Source organism: Ornithinibacillus sp. FSL M8-0202, assembly GCF_037975285.1.
Lineage (GTDB): Bacteria > Bacillota > Bacilli > Bacillales > Amphibacillaceae > Ornithinibacillus > Ornithinibacillus massiliensis.
Map to the genome: position 1 here is coordinate 3,940,665 of NZ_CP150248.1, position 21,961 is coordinate 3,962,625.

The following is a 21,961-nucleotide window of genomic DNA, read 5'->3' on the forward strand; positions in this document are numbered from 1 at the left end:
CTTCCTCCAATTTTATACATTCAAAACAAGCTAATCTTTAGTTTGTACCTTTTTTCATAATCAATGAATGTTTTATTAATAACCATAGTTTACCATTTATAAAGGAAACAACCAAAAAAAACTGACCTGAGTTTATAGCTTCAAGTCAGTTTTAATATAGATTATCTACTTCCCTTAATGTAAGGAACTCCACTTGCTTTCGGTGCTTCAGCACGACCGATAAATCCTGCTAAGGCAAGAATAGTCAACACATATGGAGCGATTAATAAGTAAATTTGTGGAATATCTCCAAGTACAGGAATTCCAGAACTTACGATACTCAAGCTTTGTGCAAAACCAAAGAATAGCGCAGCTCCCATAGCTCCTAGTGGATGCCACTTTCCAAAGATAACCGCTGCAAGTGCCATAAACCCTTGTCCGACAATCGTAGAATGGGAGAAATTAGAAACAATCGTTAGTGCAAATACAGATCCCCCTAAACCACCTAGCGCTCCAGATATAATAACTGCAGTATAGCGCATTCTAGATACATTTATACCATTCGTATCTGCCGCCATTGGGTGCTCACCCACCGCACGTAAACGTAATCCAAAGGTAGTTTTATACAGTACATACCATGCTATAAAGGCAAAGATAATGGCGATATAAGAAGTTATATAAACCCCGTCAAAAAAGATAGGACCGATAATTGGAATTTTTGACAAGAATGGTATTGTAGTGGAATTAAATGGTTCTGCTACCATATCGGTTTGACCCTTTCCATACCAAATCTTTGTCAGATAAATACCTAATCCAAGTGCCAACATATTGATTGCAACACCACTAACAGTCTGATCCGCATAAAATGACACAGATGCAACGGCATGGATTATAGAGAAAATAGCCCCTGCAATCATAGCGGCAATTAAAGAAATCCACGGTGTCCACGCGCCAAATACATCAGCAAATGTAAGATTGAAGACAATTCCAGTAAACGCACCGATGACCATTAAACCTTCAAGCCCAATATTGACGACACCGGAACGTTCACTAAAAACTCCTCCCAATGCAGTAAAAATAAGGGGAGCAGAAAAGAATAGTACAGTAGGTATTATGGAATCTAATATATGAAGCATTTATTTCCCCTCCTTTTTAACACGCTGTAATGCCCAACGAATGATATAACTAGAAGCGACAAAGAAAATAATGATAGCGATGATGATATCCACTAGTTCTGTCGGTACACCAGCACTAGGCATTTCTCCAGCACCCTCTTTTAACACTCCAAAAAGAATGGCTGCTAAAACTACGCCTATAGGATTGTTTGCACCTAGTAAGGCAACCGCAATTCCATCGAAACCAAGGTTCGTAAATCCTGAAATAACGGATACATTACCATACGTTCCTAATCCTTCCATCACACCAGCTAATCCAGCAAACGCTCCTGAGATAACCATGGACAGAATAATATTTTTATTAACGTTCATACCTGCATATTTGGATGCATGTTTATTAAAACCAACAGCTTTTAATTCATAACCAAGTGTAGTACGTTCAATGATAAACCACATAATGATAGCTGCAAATAATGCTATTAGGAATCCATAGTGCATACGCGAGTAAAATGTTAAGCTTTGCAACCATTCGGACCCTAAGGAGGCTGTGGATGCTATTCTATCTGTTGTTGTACTATTTTCAGTTAAAACAGAGCGAACAATTTCATTTGAAACAAACATAGCAATGTAATTCATCATAATCGTTACAATTACTTCATGTACACCGATTTTCGCTTTTAATAGACCAGGTATAAATCCCCATAGCCCACCAGCTATCGCTCCTGCTAGAACAGCTAATGGTAAATGAATAATCATTGGCGCATCAATGGCTAAACCAACCCAAACCGCAGCTAACCAGCCAACGATAACTTGTCCTTCTGCACCAATATTAAACAATCCAGTACGGAACGCAAATGCAATAGCAAGCCCTGTTAAGATTAAAGGAGTTATTCTTCTAATGGTCTCACCAATTGTAAACGCGTCATAAAAGGCACCATTCCAAAGTGCTTTATAACCATCTATCGGGTTGTGTCCCGAAGCAATCATAATAATTGCTCCAACAATTAACCCTAGAAATACAGATAATATCGGAACAATTATACCAAATAGTTTTTTATTTGATGTCACTTGAATCACCTGCCCCATTTATTGTACTACCTGCCATTAACAGGCCTAATTCCTGTTCATTTGTCTCTTCAGGCTTTAGATTAGCGACAATTTTCCCATCAAACATTACCGCAATTCGATCACTAACATTCATGATCTCGTCTAATTCAAAGGAAACTAGTAAAATTGCTTTTCCTTTATCACGTTCTTCTATTAACTTATTATGAATAAATTCGATTGCTCCAACATCTAATCCACGTGTTGGTTGAGCCGCAATTAATAAATCAGGAGAGCGGTCAATCTCTCGGCCAATTATCGCCTTTTGCTGATTTCCACCTGATAATGCACGGGCAGGAGTGTATTCACTCGGGGTACGTACATCATACTCATCAATAATTTCTTTTGCCTTCTTGTATATCGCTTTATAATTTAAAACGGAGACTTTTGAATAAGGCTTTTGATAATATGTTTGCAGTACAATATTAGCGCCAATTGGATAATCTAAGACTAAACCATATTTATGTCTATCTTGTGGGATATGCCCTAACCCACTTTTCGTAACATTCCTAGGGCTAAGATTCGTAATGTTTTTTTCTTTTAATTGAATTTTTCCAGAACGAGACTTTCGCAGTCCTGTAATTGCTTCAATTAATTCTGTCTGACCATTACCATCCACACCAGCAATTCCAACAATTTCACCGGCACGTACTTCTAAATCCAGGCCTTTTACTAAATCTACTTTTCTCACATCATGAACATATAAATCCTTAATATGAAGAACGACCTCTTTTGGATTAGCTGGTTGCTTCTCTGTCTTAAAGTTAACTTCTCTCCCAACCATTAGCGATGCAAGTTCATCTGGGTTAGTATCCTTGACCTCTACTGTACCGATACCCTTCCCTTTTCGAATTACTGTACAACGATCACATACTTCCATGATTTCTTTTAATTTATGGGTAATCAGTATAATAGATTTCCCTTCTTTAACTAAGGAACGCATAATTTCGATTAGTTCTTTTATCTCTTGAGGAGTTAACACTGCAGTTGGTTCATCAAAAATCAGCACCTCTGCACCACGATATAACGTTTTTAAAATTTCCACACGTTGCTGCATCCCAACAGAGATATCACTAATCTTTGCGGAAGGATCTACCTTTAATCCATAACGATCTGATATTTCTTGTATTTCTCTTTCCGCTTTCTTTAAATTAATGCTACCTAATTTTCCTTTAGGTTCACTACCAAGGATGATATTTTGTGTAACAGTAAATGGTTCAACTAGCATAAAGTGCTGATGTACCATCCCAATACCTAAATTATTGGCGATATTTGGGTTTGTTATTTTGACTGTTTCACCCTTCACTCGAATTTCTCCAGCTTCTGGCTGATATAACCCAAATAAAACGTTCATTAAAGTAGATTTCCCTGCACCATTTTCACCTAATAATGCATGAATTTCACCTTTTTTTAATTGGACTGTAATGTTATCATTAGCTACTATCCCTGGAAATTCTTTTCGGATATTTAACATTTCAATCACATATTCCACTAATGTCACCCCTCTAAAATCTCTATTCTATTGCTATTATTTTTTATAAAATATGATTTTATTGTAGAAAAAATAGGACATCTACCTTTCTGGTAAATCTTCCATCAAATCACTCATTCTGAGAACTTAAAACTTCAGGCTACTAATCAGAAACTAGTAACCATAGTAACCATTCTTCAGCAAAGTGTTCGTTTTTCTTATGCAATTGAAAAGGTTGCTAAACTTTCCTATGCGAATAAAATCACCAAATGAAAAAGATGCTTCGCATCTTCTTCATTTGAGGATCTTAGGTTTGTATAAAGATTGAGGTGCCCAAAAGGACTCTATTACCCAAGAGGGATTTGGTCCTTCCAGACAGCCTCAGGTGTTTCTTAAAGATTTTCTTCAAATGCTTTTAATTCATCACGAGTTGCTGGAACTGTTACTTCCCCGTTAAGGATTTTATCTTTCCATTCGTTAACTGTATTAATAATATCTTCAGTCATCGCGTCAGAGTTAGTAGTAGCAAAGCCAATACCATCTTCTTCGATACCAAATTCTAATTGCTCTCCACCAGGAAACTCACCATTTAGAGACATCGTAGAAACGGATTCTACAGCAATATCTACACGTTTAATCATAGATGTTAATGTTACGTTTTGATCGCCAACTTGTCCTTCTTCATGCTGGTCACGGTCTACACCGATTACCCAAATTTCACGATCTGGATTATTTTGTTTAATATCTTTTGCTTGGTTAAACACACCATTTCCTGTTCCACCAGAAGCATGATAAATTACATCGACATCATTGTCATACATGTTCGCAGCGATTAGCTTACCTTTTGCAGGATCACCGAAGCTCTCTGCATATTGCACTTCTACTTCAATATCAGGGTTTACAGATTTAGCACCTGCAATAAAACCAGCTTCGAATTTATTAATTAGTGGAGAATCTAGTCCTCCAACAAAACCTAATTTATTCGTTTTTGTTTTAAGCGCTGCTGCAACACCTACTAAGAATGAACCTTGGTGTTCTTTAAATGTAAGACTAGCAACGTTTGGAAGATCAACTACTTCGTCTACCATACCGAAGTGAACATCTTTATTTTGTTCAGCGATTGTTGTTAAATCTTCTTTCAGTTCAAAACCAATTCCATAAATTAAGTCGTAGTCGTTACGGATAAGACGAGTTAAATTAGGAACATACTCTTCTTTTGCATTGGATTGTTCATAAGCATAACCTTCTCCTTCCGTTAAACCATTTTGTTCACCGAAAGATACTAAACCTTCCCATGCTGATTGGTTGAATGATTTATCATCTACGCCACCTAAATCAGTAACCATTCCGACTTTAAAATCTCCTGCATCTTCTGTTCCTTCTTTACTATCCGTATCTCCATTTGCTTCATTACTGTTGTTGCTATTGTCGCTACTGTTGTCATTGTCTCCACCACAAGCAGCTAATACTAATCCTAAACCAAGGATAAGCACTAATAGAAAACTTAATTTCTTCATAGAAAATACCCCCATTATCATTTTTAAATTAAGTATTTGTACGTTTACTACCAAGCCTTTATTCCTATATTCCGAACATCACCCCCTAAAAGTGATAGACATATTAAATCCGCTTCCTTAAAACGTGAAAACTAAATACATCAGACCGAAAATAATTTAAAGAATACAGAATTGGCTTATCATTTTCTGTATAATGCATTTGCTTTAGTAGTAAAAGTGATTGATCAAACTCACAATGTAATATATTATAAATTTTTTCATGATAGCTAACTGGCTCTATATAAGTAATGGCATAGCTTATTCGTTTTCCAGAATGTTCTTCCATAAGCTTAAACAATGAATCATCTTTGTGTGCTGCTTCAGTAGGAAATAATTCCTCTGGCACCTTATCTATACAAAACACTACTGGCTTTCCATCGGCAGTTCGAATTCTTTCCATTTTTACTAGTTTAGTAAGTTCATATGGTTTAAATTTAATTCTCTCTTCCTCTGTAGGCTCAATGAGTTCAGTAGAATAATATTGAGAACCCGGTTTCTTACCTGCGTGCTCAATCATGGACGTAACACTACTAAGCTGCTCGATGCCAGAAGATACGATTGGCTTTTGATTGACAAAAGTGCCTACTCCATGTCTTCTCGTCACAATATTATCCTCTTCTAATATTCGCAGTGCCTCGCGCAATGTTGCTCTTGAAACACCAAGCGATCTAGATAATTCAAATTCGGATGGTAATTTTTGATTTTCTTTATAATGTCCCGCTTGAATATCGTGTTTAATTTTATCAATTACTTGTAAGTATAAATGCCTAGAATCTGATTTTATGGACATAAGGTCCCCCCTAGTATTTGCTCAAAAACAGTAAGGTGTTTAAATTCCGACAAATACTGACAACTCATACCTTGAATAATATATCATTATTTTAAAAACAAATAAATAGTTTTAACTAAAATTACGAAGAATATTTGATTTAGTACATACTAATGGCCTATTCACTATCCTGAAGCGATTTCAATGTATCGAAAACTCATAATAATGGTGCAATTATCTTCCAAAAAAAGAGGCTGAGACAAAACGATTTCGAACATAGGATAAACCGAACATGAAAGTTAGCGCATCAAACCCGCCCCGGAAATATACTTGCGGTTCGTGGGCGGCTGGTGAGCCTCCTCAGAGCTAAAGCTCTTCCGGGGTCTCAGGCAGTGCCCTTTCCTCCCACAGGAGTCTCCGCATATTTCCAGGGCTAATGTGCTGATTGTTCGTATTTTATTACCTTTGTTTTCGTTTTGTCCCAGCCTCATAAATTTACTCAAATAGGAGGGATATTATGAAGTTTTTTCTTCTGTTTGCGCTACAAGGACTGCTCTTGGTTTACTTCCCTCATATGGTCCAACAATTCCTCTTGCTTCCATAGCATCAATTAGCCTTGCTGCTCTCGTATAGCCAATTCTAAAACGTCTTTGTAGCATCGATACACTAGCACTCTGCATTTCTGTAACGAGTTGTACTGCTTCATCAAATAGTTCATCATCCACTTCTTCTACTACATCATTCGTATCCTCTGGAATCATCTCTTCTTGATAACTAGCTTTTTGTTGTTCAATACAGTGGTCAACGATTCGTTCCACCTCATCGTCTGAAAGAAATGCTCCTTGAACACGAATAGGCTTTGAGGATCCAACTGGAAGGAACAGCATATCACCGCGCCCTAAAAGCTTTTCTGCACCACCAGAATCAAGAATAGTACGAGAATCCGTTGAAGAAGATACACTAAATGCAATACGTGACGGTATATTAGCCTTAATAACCCCAGTAATAACATCTACTGATGGCCGTTGTGTTGCGATGATTAAATGAATACCTGCAGCCCGAGCCATCTGAGCAAGCCTCGTAATAGAATCCTCTACATCACTGGAGGCAACCATCATCAGATCTGCTAACTCATCGACAATAACGACGATATACGGGAGGTTCGGCTGTTGTTCCGTCTCATCAACTGTTCGATTATATTTCCGAACATATTCATTATAGCCTTCAATATTTCTCGTACCTGTATCTGAAAATAGTTCATAACGTCTTTCCATTTCAGAAACCACTTTCTTCAATGCTCTTGATGCCTTCTTTGGATCAGTAACAACAGGAGCTAATAAATGTGGGATACCATTATAAACATTTAATTCCACTTTTTTCGGATCAATCATCATCATTTTCACTTCATGTGGTTTAGCACGCATTAATATCGTCGTAATAATCCCATTTACACAGACACTTTTACCACTACCAGTAGCACCAGCTATTAATAAGTGTGGCATTTTATTTAGTTCAGCTAAAACTGCATCTCCAGAAATATCTTTCCCTAATCCCACTAATAGTTTGGAGGCTTGGTTTGTTGTAATCGTATCTAGCACCTCGCGTAAAGAGACCATTGCAATTTCTTGATTTGGAACTTCAATCCCTACCGCAGACTTTCCTGGAATGGGAGCTTCAATTCGGATATCCTTTGCTGCCAGTGCTAATGCCAAATCGTCATGTAGACTAACGATTTTACTCACCTTTACCCCTGCCTCTGGATATACTTCATACTTCGTTACAGCAGGACCAACATTAACTTTTGTCACTCTAGCCTTTACACCAAAACTATGAAAGGTTCTCTCTAGCTTCCTAACAACGGATTGAATTTGTGCCTTATCATGATATTGCGAATTCTGAGCAGGTTCTGTTAATAAACTTGGCGAGGGTAAAATGTATTCCGGATTTTCCGCTTCTGTCATTGGCATGACTTCCACATCGTCATCCGCCTCATCTTCTATTTCCATATCCTTACTATCTCGTTGATTTTCCTTCGAATTAGCTGCTTGTTCAACCTGCTGCTCATCAAAAGCATAGGTAACGGTAGGATAAGCCTCCTCTTTCGTCTCGATAATTGGTTCCGTTGGGACATAGTCCTCTTCTATTAGCTCGTCTACCTTATCATCTGATTTTCCTGCTTTACTATTTTTCAATTTATCTAGTAATTTCTTCATGTTAGATTTGCTTTGTGAAACTAGTTTTGCAACAAAATCTCCCAATGAAAATTCTGTGAGAAAGATGATACCAATTAATATCGAAAAGATAGCTACGATTTTTGCTCCTACAGATGAAAATAAATAATAGCAAAATGCAAAAAGTATTGCCCCAATCATCCCGCCACCAACTTGACCAGTTGAGGCATTACCCGCTACATAATCAAAAAAGGTTGTCCATGTCACTTTTAAGATAGATGTATTACTGGATGAAGCAAGTAAATTCTCATAGGATTGAATATGTGTGTATAACAAAGTTCCTAGTAAAATAATATAGATTCCAATCCATTTCCTGTTCCAAAAATTAGGATAACGTCTCTTAATCATAATATATAGGCCAATACCTAATAAAAATAAAGATGCAGTAAAATACCATACTCCTAAAAAGAATCGAAAAATATGCTCTAAGCCACTTGGAATAGCACCACCACTAATCGCAGTAGCACCACTACCGAATATTGCTAAGAATACAAATAAAAGTCCAAGTAATTCAAACTGAACTTGTTTCTTTAATGTGCTTTTTTTCCTCTTTCTCCCTTTTTTCTTTACCATATACTCACCTCTTACAACTCGCTGCTGATATGAAAACAAACCCCTGCCGTGTTAGGCAAGGGTATTTATCATGCTGATTAACTATAGTATATCATAGACAACCTAATTAAACGATTCTCTTTTATGATAGAATCGTACCTGGTGTAAATTTTTGATTTAAATAATCTTGTGGATCAGTGGACAACAGTTGCACAATCTGGTATTCACCTTGATCATTCTTTTCTACAAAACATGTTTTCCCTTCATATGTAATACATTGTCTATTGCTGTATACATTTTCAGGTGTTGGGAATATCTCTGATTCTGAAAGAGGCGTATATAGAATCATTGAATAACCTCCTGTTCCTGATTCCCTTTTGTTTGATGGATAAGCTCCGTTACTTTTTGCATTGCTTCTTTCACACCACCAACTTCATCAATTAAGCCATATTCCACTGCATCTGTACCGACCACATTTGTTCCAATATCACGTGTTAAATTACCTTTAGCAAACATCAGATCTTTGAATTTCTCTTCTTTAATATTGGAATGATGAACGACAAAGTTAATTACTCTTTCCTGCATTTTATCTAAGTATTCAAATGTTTGGGGAACTCCAATAACAAGTCCTGTAAGACGAACGGGATGGATAGTCATTGTTGCAGTTGGCACAATAAAAGAATAATTAGTCGAAACAGCAATTGGTACACCTATAGAATGGCCACCACCTAATACAATCGAAACGGTTGGTTTAGATAATGACGCAATCATTTCAGATAAAGCAAGGCCTGCTTCAACATCACCACCTACTGTATTTAATAAAATAATGACACCCTCAATTTTAGGATTTTGTTCAATCGCAATTAATTGTGGTAGTAAATGTTCATATTTCGTTGTTTTATTTTGTGGTGGTAGCTGTATGTGACCTTCGATTTGACCGATAATGGATAACACATGGATATTTGAATCTGGTGCTTGTGGGACATTCGTTTGACCTAGCGCCTGAATTTTTTGTACTAAGGAAGATGGGTTAGATTGTTCTTCTTGTCCCTCTTTCTTTTCTGTGTCTTTTTCCATGAATAAACACTCCTTTCCAAAATTCACTATAAACATAGTATGGGCGTTTCCCTTCAAATACATTCCTACAGAAAGAGAGGCTAAGACAAAAGAATTTATCCTAAAGGAAAAACCGAATGATGAGCAAATACCCCGCTCCGGAAATATACTTCGCTTTCACTTCCAGTACAGGGGCGACATCTGCTCGACAAGACCATCGCAGTGTCTACCTTGCCGCCGGGCGGCTGCCTTAGCCTCCTCGTGCTTCGCACTGCGGGGTCTCACCTATGCCGAAGCTGCTGAAAAACTCAAGGATTTTAAGTGATAATAAAATAAAAAAACAAAAAAGGGATACTTTTTATGTGTTTTGCCATAAAAAGTATCCCTTTTTTGCTCATATTCCTCTTATTTTTGGTCTATGAGCTTCATGATTCGTTTTAGATTTGTTACAAATATCGTGGTGGCTCCTTGGATTTCCATACCAAAGAGACCTGAGTCGGTGGCTCTATCGTACCCATGTCGATTCTTTAATTCGCTATTTTTAGCCTCAATCATATAACGGTCTCGAGCTAATTCTTTAAACAATTCGGTCTCTTGAAATGCCTTCTGCTCTTGATGCTCCGTCGATTTTATGCTCACCGTAAGTGTTTTTGATTTGGCACCTTCTTTGTAACAACCCTCTCGCAATGGACAAACCTTACATTTTTCGATATCAAATTGATACTGATATTCAGCGTTCCTGTCTTTTCTGTTCTTAACATATTTTTTTGTCGCTAAATGCCCAGCAGGACAAACATACATATCCGCATCTTTATTGAACTCAAAACCCGTGTCTTTTCGTTCGTTTGTCAACATTGGGTTAAGTTTGGAAACCAGTTGAAAATCTTTTTCTTTAGCTAAGATTAAGTTATCTTTCCCTGAATAAGCTGTATCACCAATGACCGTCTCAACTGTCAGACCTGCTTTTTCACTTTTTTCTACCAGATTTCTTAAATACTTTCCATCACTTTTGTCGCCAGATGTGACCTCTGCCGCCACGATTAAACGTTCTTCTGATATAGCGAGGTGTGTTTTGTAACCAAAGAAACTCGTGTCTTCTGATTTATGACCAGTTCGCGCATCGCGATCGGCGGAGTATTCCGTTGTCTCTTGGCAATCTTCCACTAACTCTTTCAAGTAGTTCAATTTTTTTTGCACGTCTGGAATGTTACGGACATCTTCCTTCTCTACGACTTCAATCAACTTCTCGCAATAAGCCATAGACACTTTTACATCATGCTTATCAGTTGGCTTTTCTGGGTATTTTTCTTTGAGACTTTCATCGAATTCATAAGTTGCTTTCCTAACAGCCTTCGCATGTTCATTTAGATATTGCGCGGCTGACCTCGAACGATGACGAGAATGGGAGTGTGTAGAGTCCACGATTAACGTGGCTTTCACGTCAATCAAATCATGTTCGACAGCGAGTTCGATTGTTTTTTGAATCAGTAAATCTAATAGATTGATATTTTTTAAACGTAACTTACGAAATTGAGTTAAAGAACTAGGATCAATTACAGGATCCTCGGGTGCCATATCTAAAAAGTATTTGAAAGACATATCATATTTAGAGCGTTTCACAACATCTCGATCAGATAATTTATACATCCGTTTCAACAAAAGGTATTTAAACATTCGGACAGGGCAGATTGCATTCCTTCCATTCGTTAAACAATAGTTATCCTCTAATTCCTTGTAAATAAATGAAAAATCAATTAACTCATTGATTCGGCGTAACTCATTGTCTTTTTCTATAATCAAATCATAAAGATTAGAATACGGACTTAATGGAAGGCTTTCTTGTTTTTCTAACATACAATCACCCACTATTTTTATTATGACACTAATTATAAAGTAAAATCGCCAACAAAACATTTTTGTTGGCGATTTTCAGAGACTTTTTCAGCAGCCTCCCTATGCCTATCCTCCCGCAGGAGTCTACGTATATTTCCGTAGCTAGTATCGTGTATCATTCGGTTTTACATTTAATTCTTTCGTTATGTCCCAACCTCTTTTAGGTATATTTTTATAACTCGCTCCCAGAAGCGCACATTTTCCATTTAGCCAATCTATTTAATGAAGATTTTCTAATAATGACTTTACTCTACTTTCTTCTTCTGCTGTTAGTGGCACTAGTGGCAGGCGAACACCGCCTGGTTGTATGCCTTTCGTTTTAAGTGCAGCTTTTACTGGTGTTGGTGATGGTGCTTCAAATAATCCATTCATCACTGGTAGGAGCTTGCGATGGATTTTTGCTGCTTTTTTTGTGTCACCTTGTTCGAATGCCTGAATCATTTCTTGCATTTCATTACCAATTACGTGCGATGCAACAGAGACTATACCATCTCCCCCAATGGAAAGCACCGGTAAAGTTAAACCGTCATCCCCGCTATATAAGGTAAAATCATCACTCGTATTTTCAATAATTTCAGCAGCTTGATCTAAGTCCCCACTTGCCTCCTTAACGGAAACGATATTGTCGATTTTACTTAATGCAATAATCGTTTCTGCAGACATTTTCACCACAGAGCGCCCTGGGATATTATATAACATAATTGGTAGCGTCGTTTCTTCCGCTATAACTTTAAAATGCGTGTAAAGTCCTTGTTGATTTGGTTTATTATAATAAGGAGCCACTAACATGACGGCATCGACACCGCATTTTTCCGCTTCTTTTGTTAGCTCTATGGAACTTTGTGTGTTGTTCCCACCTGTTCCAGCTATGACAGGGATACGCTTATCAACAATTTTCACGACATGTGAGAATAGCTCTAATTTTTCTTTCTTTGTGAGTGTTGGGGATTCTCCCGTTGTTCCTGCAACTACTAAGCCTTCTGTTCCATTGTCTATTAAATAATTTACTAATTTTGTTGTTTCGTCATAATTGATTTCCCCATCTTGATTAAAAGGGGTAACCATTGCCGTTAAAATCTTACCAAAATTCATATATACTCACCTTTCTATAATAAAGTCATGTAAAATTGTCGGCCCTTTTGCTAATTCGAATTCCTCATGTAATGCATTTACTGCTTTATAGACATCTTTGCTAGGAATTAACACCCAAATCGTTGTATGACTATCTGCGGATTGTAATATTTGTACTCCTTGATCGGTTAAAGCTTGCACGATTCTAGAGGCAACACCCGGAACACCGTTCATTCCAGCACCAACTACTGAAACCTTGGTACAATCCTCTATGACAGTTGGATTAAAGCCTTTTTCTTGTAGCTTATGAATAGCCTTTTTACTTTGTAAATCTGGAACAGTATACACGACACCAGTAGGAGAAATGTTGATAAAATCAATTGATATCCCCGCATCTGCCATTACCTTAAACACTTCCGATTGTAGTCTATAAGCTTCCTTCTCTTTTGTTTGAACTTTAATCTGGGTAATATGAGCTAAATGGGCGATTCCAGTAACTAATCGATCTGATACATCGACTGCCTTATTTTTACTCGTTATATTGGTTACCAATGTTCCTCCGTCCTCCTCATAAGTGGAACGAACTAACATTGGGATTTTTTCTCTCATAGCAATTTCTACTGCTCTCGGATGAATAACTTTAGCACCTTGATAAGCTAAATTACAAATTTCCTGGTATGTTACCACATCAAGAGCACGGGCATTTTTAACTACTCGTGGATCGGCTGTCATAATGCCATTAACATCTGTAAATATTTCTATTCGTTCTGCATGTAAAGCTACACCTAAAGCAGCAGCTGTTGTATCGCTCCCCCCACGTCCTAATGTTGTGAGTTCGCCAATTTCATTCTTACCTTGAAACCCTGCAACAACTACTACATCATGTGTCTTTAACTCATTATAAATACGAATTGGATTCACTTCTTTTATTTTCGCTTGATTATAATCTGAATTCGTCATGATGCCTGCTTGCGCCCCGGTCAGCGCAATTGCTTTAATCGATTTTCTTCTTAGCTCATTCGATAAAACAACCGAAGAAATAATCTCACCACAAGCCATTAGCATATCCAGCTCACGATCTGAGATGGCATGATCTGGATACTGAACTAAATTTAATAATGAATCCGTAGCATAGGCCTCTGGACTTCTTCCCATTGCAGATACGACTACTACAAGCTTATTATCATTCAGTAGTGCATGTTCTATATGATGAATAACATGTTGTCTAGTGCGTTCATTTTGTACAGAAGTTCCACCAAATTTCTGAACTAATATCTGCACGTTTCAAACACCTCTACCTAACTATTTTAATAAGAACCCCTTTTCAATCATACGTTCAGCAATTTGAACGGTATTCCATGCAGCTCCTTTAAGCAGATTATCTGATACAATCCATAAGTGGAATCCTTTATCATCATCTAAGTCCTTCCTTACACGACCAACAAATACTTCCTTTTCTCCAGCAGCGCTTTGGGGTGTTGGATAGACTTGGTTAGTTGGATCGTCCTGTAAAACAATCCCCTCCGCATTTTCTAATACCTTCCAAAGATCCTCTGTTCGTAACCCTGCTTTCTCTACCTCAATATAAACACTTTCAGCATGAGAGGTGAAAAATGATAGACGAACACAAGTTGCTGTGACTTTCAGTTCAGGGGCATGCAATATTTTTCTCGTTTCATTAATCATCTTCATCTCTTCAAATGTATAACCATTATCCTGGAATACATCGATTTGTGGTAGTGCATTAAAGGCAATAGGGTAATGGTTACGACCTGCTTTTACTGGTAAGATTTCTGGTGTAACCTCTTCATTATTCAAAAATCCCTCTGTTTGTCTTCTTAGTTCATCTACAGCCTGATTTCCTGCTCCAGAAACAGCTTGGTAGGTAGATACGATAACTTTCGTCAAACCAAAAGCTTCTTTTAATGGCTTTAATGCTGCTACCATTTGGATTGTCGAACAATTCGGATTGGCAATAATACCTTGATGCAATGCCAAATCCTCCTCATTTACTTCTGGTACAACTAGTGGTACTTTCTCATCCATCCGATAGGCACTTGTGTTATCGACTACTACAGCACCGCGTTTCACTGCTTCTGGTGCAAACTGCTTAGACACTGATCCACCAGCTGAAAATAAAGCAATATCTATATCGTTAAAACTTTCGTTCGTTGTTTCTTCTACCGTATATTCTTGCTCTTTGAACATAATCTTTGTTCCTTGAGAACGCTTTGAGGAGAGAAGCTTTAGTTCATTAATTGGAAAATTTCTTTCCTCTAGTAATTTCACTATGTTTTGACCAACAGCCCCTGTTGCTCCAACTACTGCTACATTATAAGTTTCTTTTGTCATGATGATGACCCCTTCCCCCAGAAGAATAAAAATTATTAAATACTATCTGAATCTTAACTATATATTCTATCACAATTTATTTCGAAAATGGTACTAATATCGGTTGTAATTGCTTACCTTCCAAAGCTAACGAAACTGTATCAGATAATAATTCCATGTTAGCAACTAGTGAATTAGGCTTCTTGTACGGATCGTCTTGGCCATAGGGAACAAAATAAATATGTTTACTTGCCATTAAACGCATTAAATTAACACCATTTAGACCTAAAGCATCATTCGTAGATATTCCTAGCACGACTGGAGATCCGTTTCTTATAGTCGCCTTAGCGGCCATAAGTGGTGGAGAATCGGTCTGCGCATTGGCAAACTTACTCATAGAATTACCGGTTAAAGGAGCAATTACCATACAATCAAGTGGATTTTGTGGACCAAGTGGCTCCGCTTCTGGCATCGTAGAAATTACTTTCTTTCCTGTAATGGATTCGATTCGTTCAATATGATCCTTCGCTTTACCAAATTTCGTATCAACATTCATTACCGTATAAGTAACAACTGGAACAACCTCCGCGTCTAATTCCATTAGTTGTTCCATTGGACCAAATACTGCCTCATATGTGCAATGTGAACCTGTCACACCAAATCCAATTCTTTTCCCTTTTAAATCCATCATAATAACTCCTTTTCCTTTGTTAATATTTGAATGATGACATCTGCTAGTATTTTACCAGCAGTCTTAGGGGCTACTATACTAGGCAAACTTCTTGCTAGAATTGCCTCAATACCTCGTTGCTTTGCATAATCAAAATCTGTACCACCAGGCTTTGAAGCTAAGTCTATAATGATTGCGCTTGCTGGCAAATTTTGAATGGCATCCTTATTAATTACCTTAGCTGGTATCGTATTAATCAAAAGATCACATTCATTCGTATAAGAAGGTAATTTATTTAAGGCGATTGGGGTTAGACCCATTTCTGTAATTCTCGCTAAATCTGTTGAATTCCTAGTTGCTACTGAAACTTTTGCACCAAGCGCTGCAAATTTATTGGCAACCGTATTTCCTACCCTGCCAAAGCCAGCAACAATTACTTTAGATGAATGAATGGTATAGTCCGTATTCTCTATAGCCATCATGATTGCACCTTCAGCTGTTGGAATTGAATTGTAAATTGCTACATCATCCCGGTCCAGTAGAGGAATTAATGTTTTATCGGAATTATCAACTAATTCCGATAAATGATTGGTAGTTATTCCGGTAAAAATAACCGCACTCTCTTTCAGTCGATCAAGCCAATCCTTTGTAATATAAATATCTTGATCAGAAAAGACCGTCTCTACCTTGCCCTCTTCATCTGCACCGGTAATAGGTAATATAATAATATCTATATTTTCAACATCTAACTCATTAAAATCTTTTTGATTTAATCCTGTAAATCCTTGTTCTAATTTGTCGTAGCCTACTAGAACTAACTCTATATTTTCAATAGCCTGCAGTTGTCTAATTAGCTCTAAATATCTAGCATCTCCACCTATAACAGCTATGATTTGTTTCATTACCTAGAACACCCTCCAACCTCAAAATAAAAAGTCATCGATAATAGCCAATATCTCCATATCAAGTTAAAGCATTTTCTTTATAGCTTATGATTTTATAGGCGGATAGTGAATGCTAGTTATGAAAAGGGACAAAAAATAGAGTAGGCGCATGAATCACTCATGCGCCTCTCGCAGTTCCGTACGTGCGGGTCATCGCATACGGCTCCTCCATGATTATTCCCTTTGGGAATGATGTTCATTGTAAATATCAACCAGAGAAACAAGACCAATTTCCACAAACTTTTTGTTTGGAATTGCTGTGTGTACTGGGGTTGATAAGGAACTTCTCCAATTGTACATTCGCAATTGTGGTAGTTCGCCTTTCCAGTTTCTTCTCCTCAGCTCTCTGTGGAGTTTCCTAATCTTTCTCCAACTTCTAAGTTGAACCATCCTTAGCCTTCTTCGAATCCATGAATCCAGTTCTTGGAATAAGGATTTGACATGTCCATGCCCAAAATAGTTTCCCCAACCTCGGAGATAGGTGTTCAGCCTTTTCCTAACTAAATCTTCAAGATTGACCGTTTGATTCTTCCTAGTAATTTCCTTTACCTTCGTTTTGAATTTCTTTAACGATTTAGATGATGGTTTCATCCATCTTCCTCTAGTGAATTCGTGTCCTAGAAATACAAATGGCTCTTCCAGATTGTTGACTATCTTCGTCTTTTCAGGGTGTACTATTAGACCTAATTCTGTCTCCAAGAATCGGATTACTGATTTTAATACTCTTTCAGCGCCTTTTCTTGATTTACAACATATTACGAAGTCATCGGCATATCTTGTAATTCGATGTCCTCTTTTTGTCATGACTTCATCAAGAGAATGAAGGTAGATATTGGCGAGAAGAGGGCTAATAACCCCACCTTGCGGGGTGCCCTTCTCATTCAAGTAAAAGCTTCCATCTTCCATAATTCCAGCTTCGAGGAAACTTTGGATTAAATTTAGAACACTGCCATCCACAATTTCTTCCCTTACCGCCTCTATCAGCCTATCTTGCGGTATGGTATCAAAGTATGATTTCAAATCAGCATCAATTACATATATGTAACCGTCGGTTAAGTCTTTCTGGATTTTTTCCAGTGCCATATGGGCACTACGTTTAGGTCTAAATCCAAAACTGCAATCCAAGAACTTTGCCTCGAAAATTGGTTCTATCACACGTCGCACAGATGCTTGGACAACTCGGTCTCGTACTGTTGGAATTCCTAAAGGTCTTTGAGAACCATCTGCCTTTGGAATGTAGACTCGTTTTACAGGCCTTGGTTTGTATGTCCTACTTAATAATTCCTGTTGAAGGATTTGTACATTATCCTCCACACCATATTCGAAGGCTCTAATATCCACGCCATCTATTCCCGCAGAACCTCGATTCCGTTTTACCTCCAGGAATGCTTCCTCCATATTAGGATATGCCCATATTTTATCCATAAGGCTATACCATTTCCTCTGGTGATTCCTAAATCCCTCACGAAAGTTACCTTTTCCTTCTTGCTCGTTCATGATTCGTATTCCTTCCCTTTGGTATCCACGATTTTCTAGTCATTTAAGACAATGTTCGTTTCACCCATAAGTTACTCCGCCCCAGACGGTCTACCCTTCTGTTCGACCTCAGTTCTTCGGCTACCTACCTCACTGACTTCTGTCTGGCTCATGACAGCTTCCTAAGTTGGTTGACTTTTCTTCCATGGGCAGACGGGCTTCGCACCAATTCTCCACCTTTTGGGTGAAAGATTGCTTCTGTAACTCTGTACAGAATCTCTCGCCTTTGCGACCTTTCTGGCGAGATTAATCACTACTATCCCCTGCTCTGACTTCTTACCACCCATAATCCCAGCTTGTCCCTCACGGACTTGTCTGGGGGTTACCACCAAGTGGAGACGATAAGACCTCCTTGGGTCACGTCACCGAACTTTCCTCTGAACCCAGTCCTCATAACTTATAGAATCCTGTTGTGGGATTGGACACTCCCTTCTTTTGCAGGGTTATCCGATTCTATCAGCCAACATGGTTATTGTCGCCTGTTCCAGAGTTTGCCTTCAAGCCCTCCGCACATTCCCTCACGAGCATGCACTGCCTGTCAGCTATACACTTCCGCCACTACGGCGTGTTTGGGACTTTCACCCTTAAGTTCGGAGCGCTGCCAAGCGCACAAAAGGCTAGTATCTCTGTTGATACTAGCCGTCATAACACTATTCTGCTTCAATCATAATCATATCCTCGCCAATCTTTTTTATCGAATTCCAATGAATTTTAGCTACTTCGCCTTCTTTCTTTAGACCGAACCATTTATAGTTAGGCAAAATGAACGAATGAATTTTCCCCGTATGTTCATCGATTTCCAAGTCTGTCTGCCCTAATATTCCTAATCGTTTACCGTTAGAAATATTCACTATTTCCTTATTACTTATATCATTATAGCGCACGGATTCAGCCCCCCAATTCCTCCCGTTTTTATATGTATATGCTAAAAAAACTAGCCCTATGTTATATTCTAATAATGCATATAACAGGATGGTAAGGGAGTTAGCTAAACAGGGATATCGACCAACAAAAGACTACCGTGCAATCTACCTATTAGTGGCCATGGACTGCTATCCAGCCCACAACAGTAGAACCATTGTTTCAGTAGATGTGGAGAAAATACAGTAATGACTTATAAGGAAAAAGAGGCTTGAGACAAAGCTATTTCTAACATAGGGATAAACCGAACATGAAAGTTAGCGTATCAGACCCGCCCCGGAAATATACTTGCTGTTGCTTCCAGTATAAGTGTGACATCTGCTCGAAAGGACCTCGCAGTGTCCTCTAAACCGCCAGGCGGCTGGTGAGGCTGTTCGAGCTTTCTTTCACTTCTAACTATTCCTCTAAAAAGAAAAATAGTGGGTAACGTCACCCGTCGATGACCTTACCCACTAATCTTAGTATGTTTTAAAACTTGTACACAAATGAATTTAAATTGGTTAACCAATTTTCGGAGCAATGAGTGCAGTAGATGGTGCTTTACTACCAAAGGTCAACTCGATAACCTGTTTAATCGACTCATGACTAACCGCGTCAATCTCCTGAATCATTTCATCCAATGTTCGATGGCGGTTTAGCAACAACTCATTCTTCCCATTTCTGCTCATCCGACTATTAGTGCTTTCAAGACTCAACATTAAGCTTCCCTTTAATTGCTCTTTGCTATTTCTTAATTCCTTATCTGTTAAACCTTTTTCCATTAAGTTTTCAACCGTTTGTTCAATCGTATCTTTTAACAATGGTAATTGTTCTTTCCCAGTTCCTGCATAAATAGTAAGTAACCCATGATCTAAAAACGATGAGTGATAAGAAAATACAGAGTATGCAAGCCCACGTTTTTCTCTTACCTCCTGGAATAGTCTGGAGCTCATACTTCCTCCAAGAACATTGTTAAGAATAATAAGACTATACACATCTTCTGAATCAACCGGTAAGCCATTATAACCAATACATAAATGAGCTTGTTCTGTATCTTTATGCCTTTCAATCGTATCACTTAAGAAGGTTGGTTTAGTTACCATAGAACGTGTCGCATTGGAGCTATAGTTTCCGAAGTAACTTTCAACTGTAGAAATAAACTCTACATCGACGTTACCTGCTACGGAAATAACGACATTTTCTGGTGTATAATGACTAGATATGTACTCCCTTAATGTATCTGGAGTAAAGGTTTTCAAGTGTTCTTCGGTTCCAAGTATTGGATAGCCTAATGGATGTCGACCATACGATGCTCTAGCCAGTAAATCATGCACTATATCATCCGGGGTATCCTCATACATTTTGATTTCTTCATAAACAACTTTCTTCTCGCGTTCCATTTCGTCTGAATCAAACGATGAATTAAAGAACATATCTGCTAAAATTTCTAAAGCATGCTCCTTATGTGTATCCAATACTTTAGCATAAAAACATGTATATTCTTTTGATGTAAAAGCATTCACTTGACCACCTATGGAGTCAAAAGCTTCCGCTATGTCTGTTGCTGTACGTGTCTTTGTCCCTTTAAAGAACATATGCTCCAGAAAATGCGATATTCCATTATTTATTTCATTTTCATTCCTTGAACCAGTTAACACCCACACACCAATCGTCACTGATCTTACGGAAGGTATTTTTTCTAGTACAATTCGTAGTCCATTTTTGCTAGTATGTTTTTCTATCAAGTTCGTTCCTCCTGTAACCAAGCTATCGTGTTTCTGATAATAATTTATCGATTGAACCTATTTTGTAATCCCTCGCCTTAATCTCTGTAATTAAGGAAGGTAATCCCTTCGCAACAGAGGCTGTTGGATGCATTAAAATCGTTGCACCAGGATGTAGTTTTCCAATTACACGATTCATCATAACATCTACTGTTGGATTCTTCCAATCAATCGTATCCACACTCCAAAGGATTGTATTCATATGTAATTCATCAGCAACTTTTACTACCTCGTCTGAATAGCTACCACTTGGTGGGGCAAACCATTTTGAATCTTCGCCTGTAATAGCATGGAGTACTTCATTTGTATCTTTGATTTGCTTTTCTATTTCAGCTCTCCCTAATCTTGCCATATCAGGATGGTTATAGGCATGATTACCAATAGTATGCCCTTGTTCCTTAATCATTTTCACGTATTCTACATTCTCTTTAGCCCATTTTCCTTCTATGAAAAAGGTCGCTTTAACCTTTTGTTCCTTTAAGGTGTTTAATATGTCCGGAATGTACTCTGTTCCCCATGAAACATTTATTAGGAAAGATACCATCTGCTTATCAGGATGTCCACGGTATATTGGGGCTGGCCCTAAATCGTTTAACGAAACCTTTGGTGGTATTGGTTGATAAACTAGTAAATCTTCATTAAATTCTCCAGCTTTTTTCATTCGTTCATATGATGCAGCAATATCCACTTGGCGACCATTTCTTCCTGGTATTTTCTTCCACACTCTATCTATGTAGGCATCTTCCGGTTCCTCATTATATCGCTCACTTTTCTCCTCAATTTCTTGATATAGTGGATCTTGTCCTTTTACTATTTCCACTGGAGAGAAAGTGGCCTGACTTTCCACTTGAAACGGATTATGATCTATATTAAACGATACCATTACGATTATGACAAAAACAATGACATGTATATGTTTTCGATAGTTATACATTAACCTCACTCCTCCCTTTCATTTATATGAAGGAGGAGGACAAGATATGAAATCTAGACATGAAA

General features: G+C 37.9%; 19 protein-coding genes. 1 reads left to right on the forward strand and 18 read right to left on the reverse strand.

Annotated elements, in window-relative coordinates; all coding sequences use genetic code 11:
- Positions 1–161: 161 nt before the first annotated feature.
- From MKY78_RS20055 to MKY78_RS20130, 16 genes are all read right to left on the reverse strand, one after another.
- Positions 162–1,115, reverse strand: a complete 954-nt coding sequence (locus tag MKY78_RS20055; protein WP_339215210.1) for an ABC transporter permease — start codon at positions 1,113–1,115, stop codon at positions 162–164.
- Positions 1,116–2,180 (reverse strand): ABC transporter permease, encoded by a 1,065-nt coding sequence (locus tag MKY78_RS20060; RefSeq protein WP_339215211.1) that lies wholly within the window; start codon positions 2,178–2,180, stop codon positions 1,116–1,118.
- A complete protein-coding gene (locus MKY78_RS20065) occupies positions 2,149–3,690 on the reverse strand; it encodes an ABC transporter ATP-binding protein (protein WP_339215212.1) in 1,542 nt (513 codons plus the stop codon). Before MKY78_RS20065 ends, MKY78_RS20060 begins: the two co-directional genes overlap by 32 nt.
- Before the next feature lie 371 nt (positions 3,691–4,061).
- Complete coding sequence (locus tag MKY78_RS20070; protein ID WP_339215214.1) at positions 4,062–5,186, reverse strand: BMP family protein; 1,125 nt, start codon at positions 5,184–5,186, stop codon at positions 4,062–4,064.
- A 103-nt stretch (positions 5,187–5,289) separates the two neighbouring features.
- Complete coding sequence (locus MKY78_RS20075; RefSeq protein WP_339215216.1) at positions 5,290–6,015, reverse strand: GntR family transcriptional regulator; 726 nt, start codon at positions 6,013–6,015, stop codon at positions 5,290–5,292.
- A 494-nt stretch (positions 6,016–6,509) separates the two neighbouring features.
- The gene (locus tag MKY78_RS20080; RefSeq protein WP_339215217.1) at positions 6,510–8,798 is read right to left on the reverse strand and encodes a DNA translocase FtsK; all 2,289 of its coding nucleotides are present in this window, start codon (positions 8,796–8,798) and stop codon (positions 6,510–6,512) included.
- A 121-nt stretch (positions 8,799–8,919) separates the two neighbouring features.
- Positions 8,920–9,126: a YlzJ-like family protein gene (locus tag MKY78_RS20085; RefSeq protein WP_339215219.1), complete on the reverse strand. Its 207-nt coding sequence runs from the start codon at positions 9,124–9,126 to the stop codon at positions 8,920–8,922.
- Positions 9,123–9,854, reverse strand: coding sequence for a ClpP family protease (locus tag MKY78_RS20090; protein ID WP_339215221.1), 732 nt, complete (start codon positions 9,852–9,854; stop codon positions 9,123–9,125). The genes MKY78_RS20085 and MKY78_RS20090 overlap by 4 nt, the downstream gene beginning before the upstream one ends.
- 384 nt (positions 9,855–10,238) lie before the next feature.
- On the reverse strand, positions 10,239–11,687 hold the full coding sequence (locus tag MKY78_RS20095) for an IS1182 family transposase (RefSeq protein ID WP_339212374.1): 1,449 nt from the start codon (positions 11,685–11,687) through the stop codon (positions 10,239–10,241).
- Positions 11,688–11,945: 258 nt separating this feature from the next.
- Positions 11,946–12,818 carry a 4-hydroxy-tetrahydrodipicolinate synthase gene (gene dapA / locus MKY78_RS20100; RefSeq protein ID WP_339215223.1) on the reverse strand — a complete coding sequence of 291 codons (873 nt, stop codon included), beginning with the start codon at positions 12,816–12,818 and terminating at the stop codon, positions 11,946–11,948.
- Between the two features lie 6 nt (positions 12,819–12,824).
- A complete protein-coding gene (gene dapG, locus MKY78_RS20105; protein ID WP_339215225.1) occupies positions 12,825–14,078 on the reverse strand; it encodes an aspartate kinase in 1,254 nt (417 codons plus the stop codon).
- A 21-nt stretch (positions 14,079–14,099) separates the two neighbouring features.
- The gene (asd, locus tag MKY78_RS20110) at positions 14,100–15,149 is read right to left on the reverse strand and encodes an aspartate-semialdehyde dehydrogenase (protein ID WP_339215227.1); all 1,050 of its coding nucleotides are present in this window, start codon (positions 15,147–15,149) and stop codon (positions 14,100–14,102) included.
- Positions 15,150–15,225: 76 nt separating this feature from the next.
- Entirely contained in the window at positions 15,226–15,816 is a 591-nt protein-coding gene (gene dpaB, locus MKY78_RS20115) for a dipicolinate synthase subunit B (protein WP_339215229.1), read from the reverse strand.
- Positions 15,816–16,700 carry a dipicolinic acid synthetase subunit A gene (gene dpaA, locus MKY78_RS20120; protein WP_339215231.1) on the reverse strand — a complete coding sequence of 295 codons (885 nt, stop codon included), beginning with the start codon at positions 16,698–16,700 and terminating at the stop codon, positions 15,816–15,818. The genes dpaB and dpaA overlap by 1 nt, the downstream gene beginning before the upstream one ends.
- 216 nt (positions 16,701–16,916) lie before the next feature.
- A complete protein-coding gene (ltrA, locus tag MKY78_RS20125; protein WP_339212845.1) occupies positions 16,917–18,239 on the reverse strand; it encodes a group II intron reverse transcriptase/maturase in 1,323 nt (440 codons plus the stop codon).
- A 689-nt stretch (positions 18,240–18,928) separates the two neighbouring features.
- On the reverse strand, positions 18,929–19,162 hold the full coding sequence (locus MKY78_RS20130; RefSeq protein ID WP_339215233.1) for a YlmC/YmxH family sporulation protein: 234 nt from the start codon (positions 19,160–19,162) through the stop codon (positions 18,929–18,931).
- 58 nt (positions 19,163–19,220) lie between these two features.
- On the opposite strand from MKY78_RS20130, the gene MKY78_RS20135 reads away from it, so the two are divergent.
- Positions 19,221–19,388 carry a hypothetical protein gene (locus MKY78_RS20135; protein ID WP_339215235.1) on the forward strand — a complete coding sequence of 56 codons (168 nt, stop codon included), beginning with the start codon at positions 19,221–19,223 and terminating at the stop codon, positions 19,386–19,388.
- A 311-nt stretch (positions 19,389–19,699) separates the two neighbouring features.
- Here MKY78_RS20135 and MKY78_RS20140 read toward each other — a convergent pair whose 3' ends face one another.
- Both MKY78_RS20140 and MKY78_RS20145 read right to left on the reverse strand, forming a co-directional pair.
- Complete coding sequence (locus MKY78_RS20140) at positions 19,700–20,923, reverse strand: pitrilysin family protein (RefSeq protein ID WP_339215237.1); 1,224 nt, start codon at positions 20,921–20,923, stop codon at positions 19,700–19,702.
- Positions 20,924–20,945: 22 nt separating this feature from the next.
- Positions 20,946–21,896 carry a polysaccharide deacetylase family protein gene (locus MKY78_RS20145; RefSeq protein ID WP_339215239.1) on the reverse strand — a complete coding sequence of 317 codons (951 nt, stop codon included), beginning with the start codon at positions 21,894–21,896 and terminating at the stop codon, positions 20,946–20,948.
- Between the last annotated feature and the right edge of the window lie 65 nt (positions 21,897–21,961).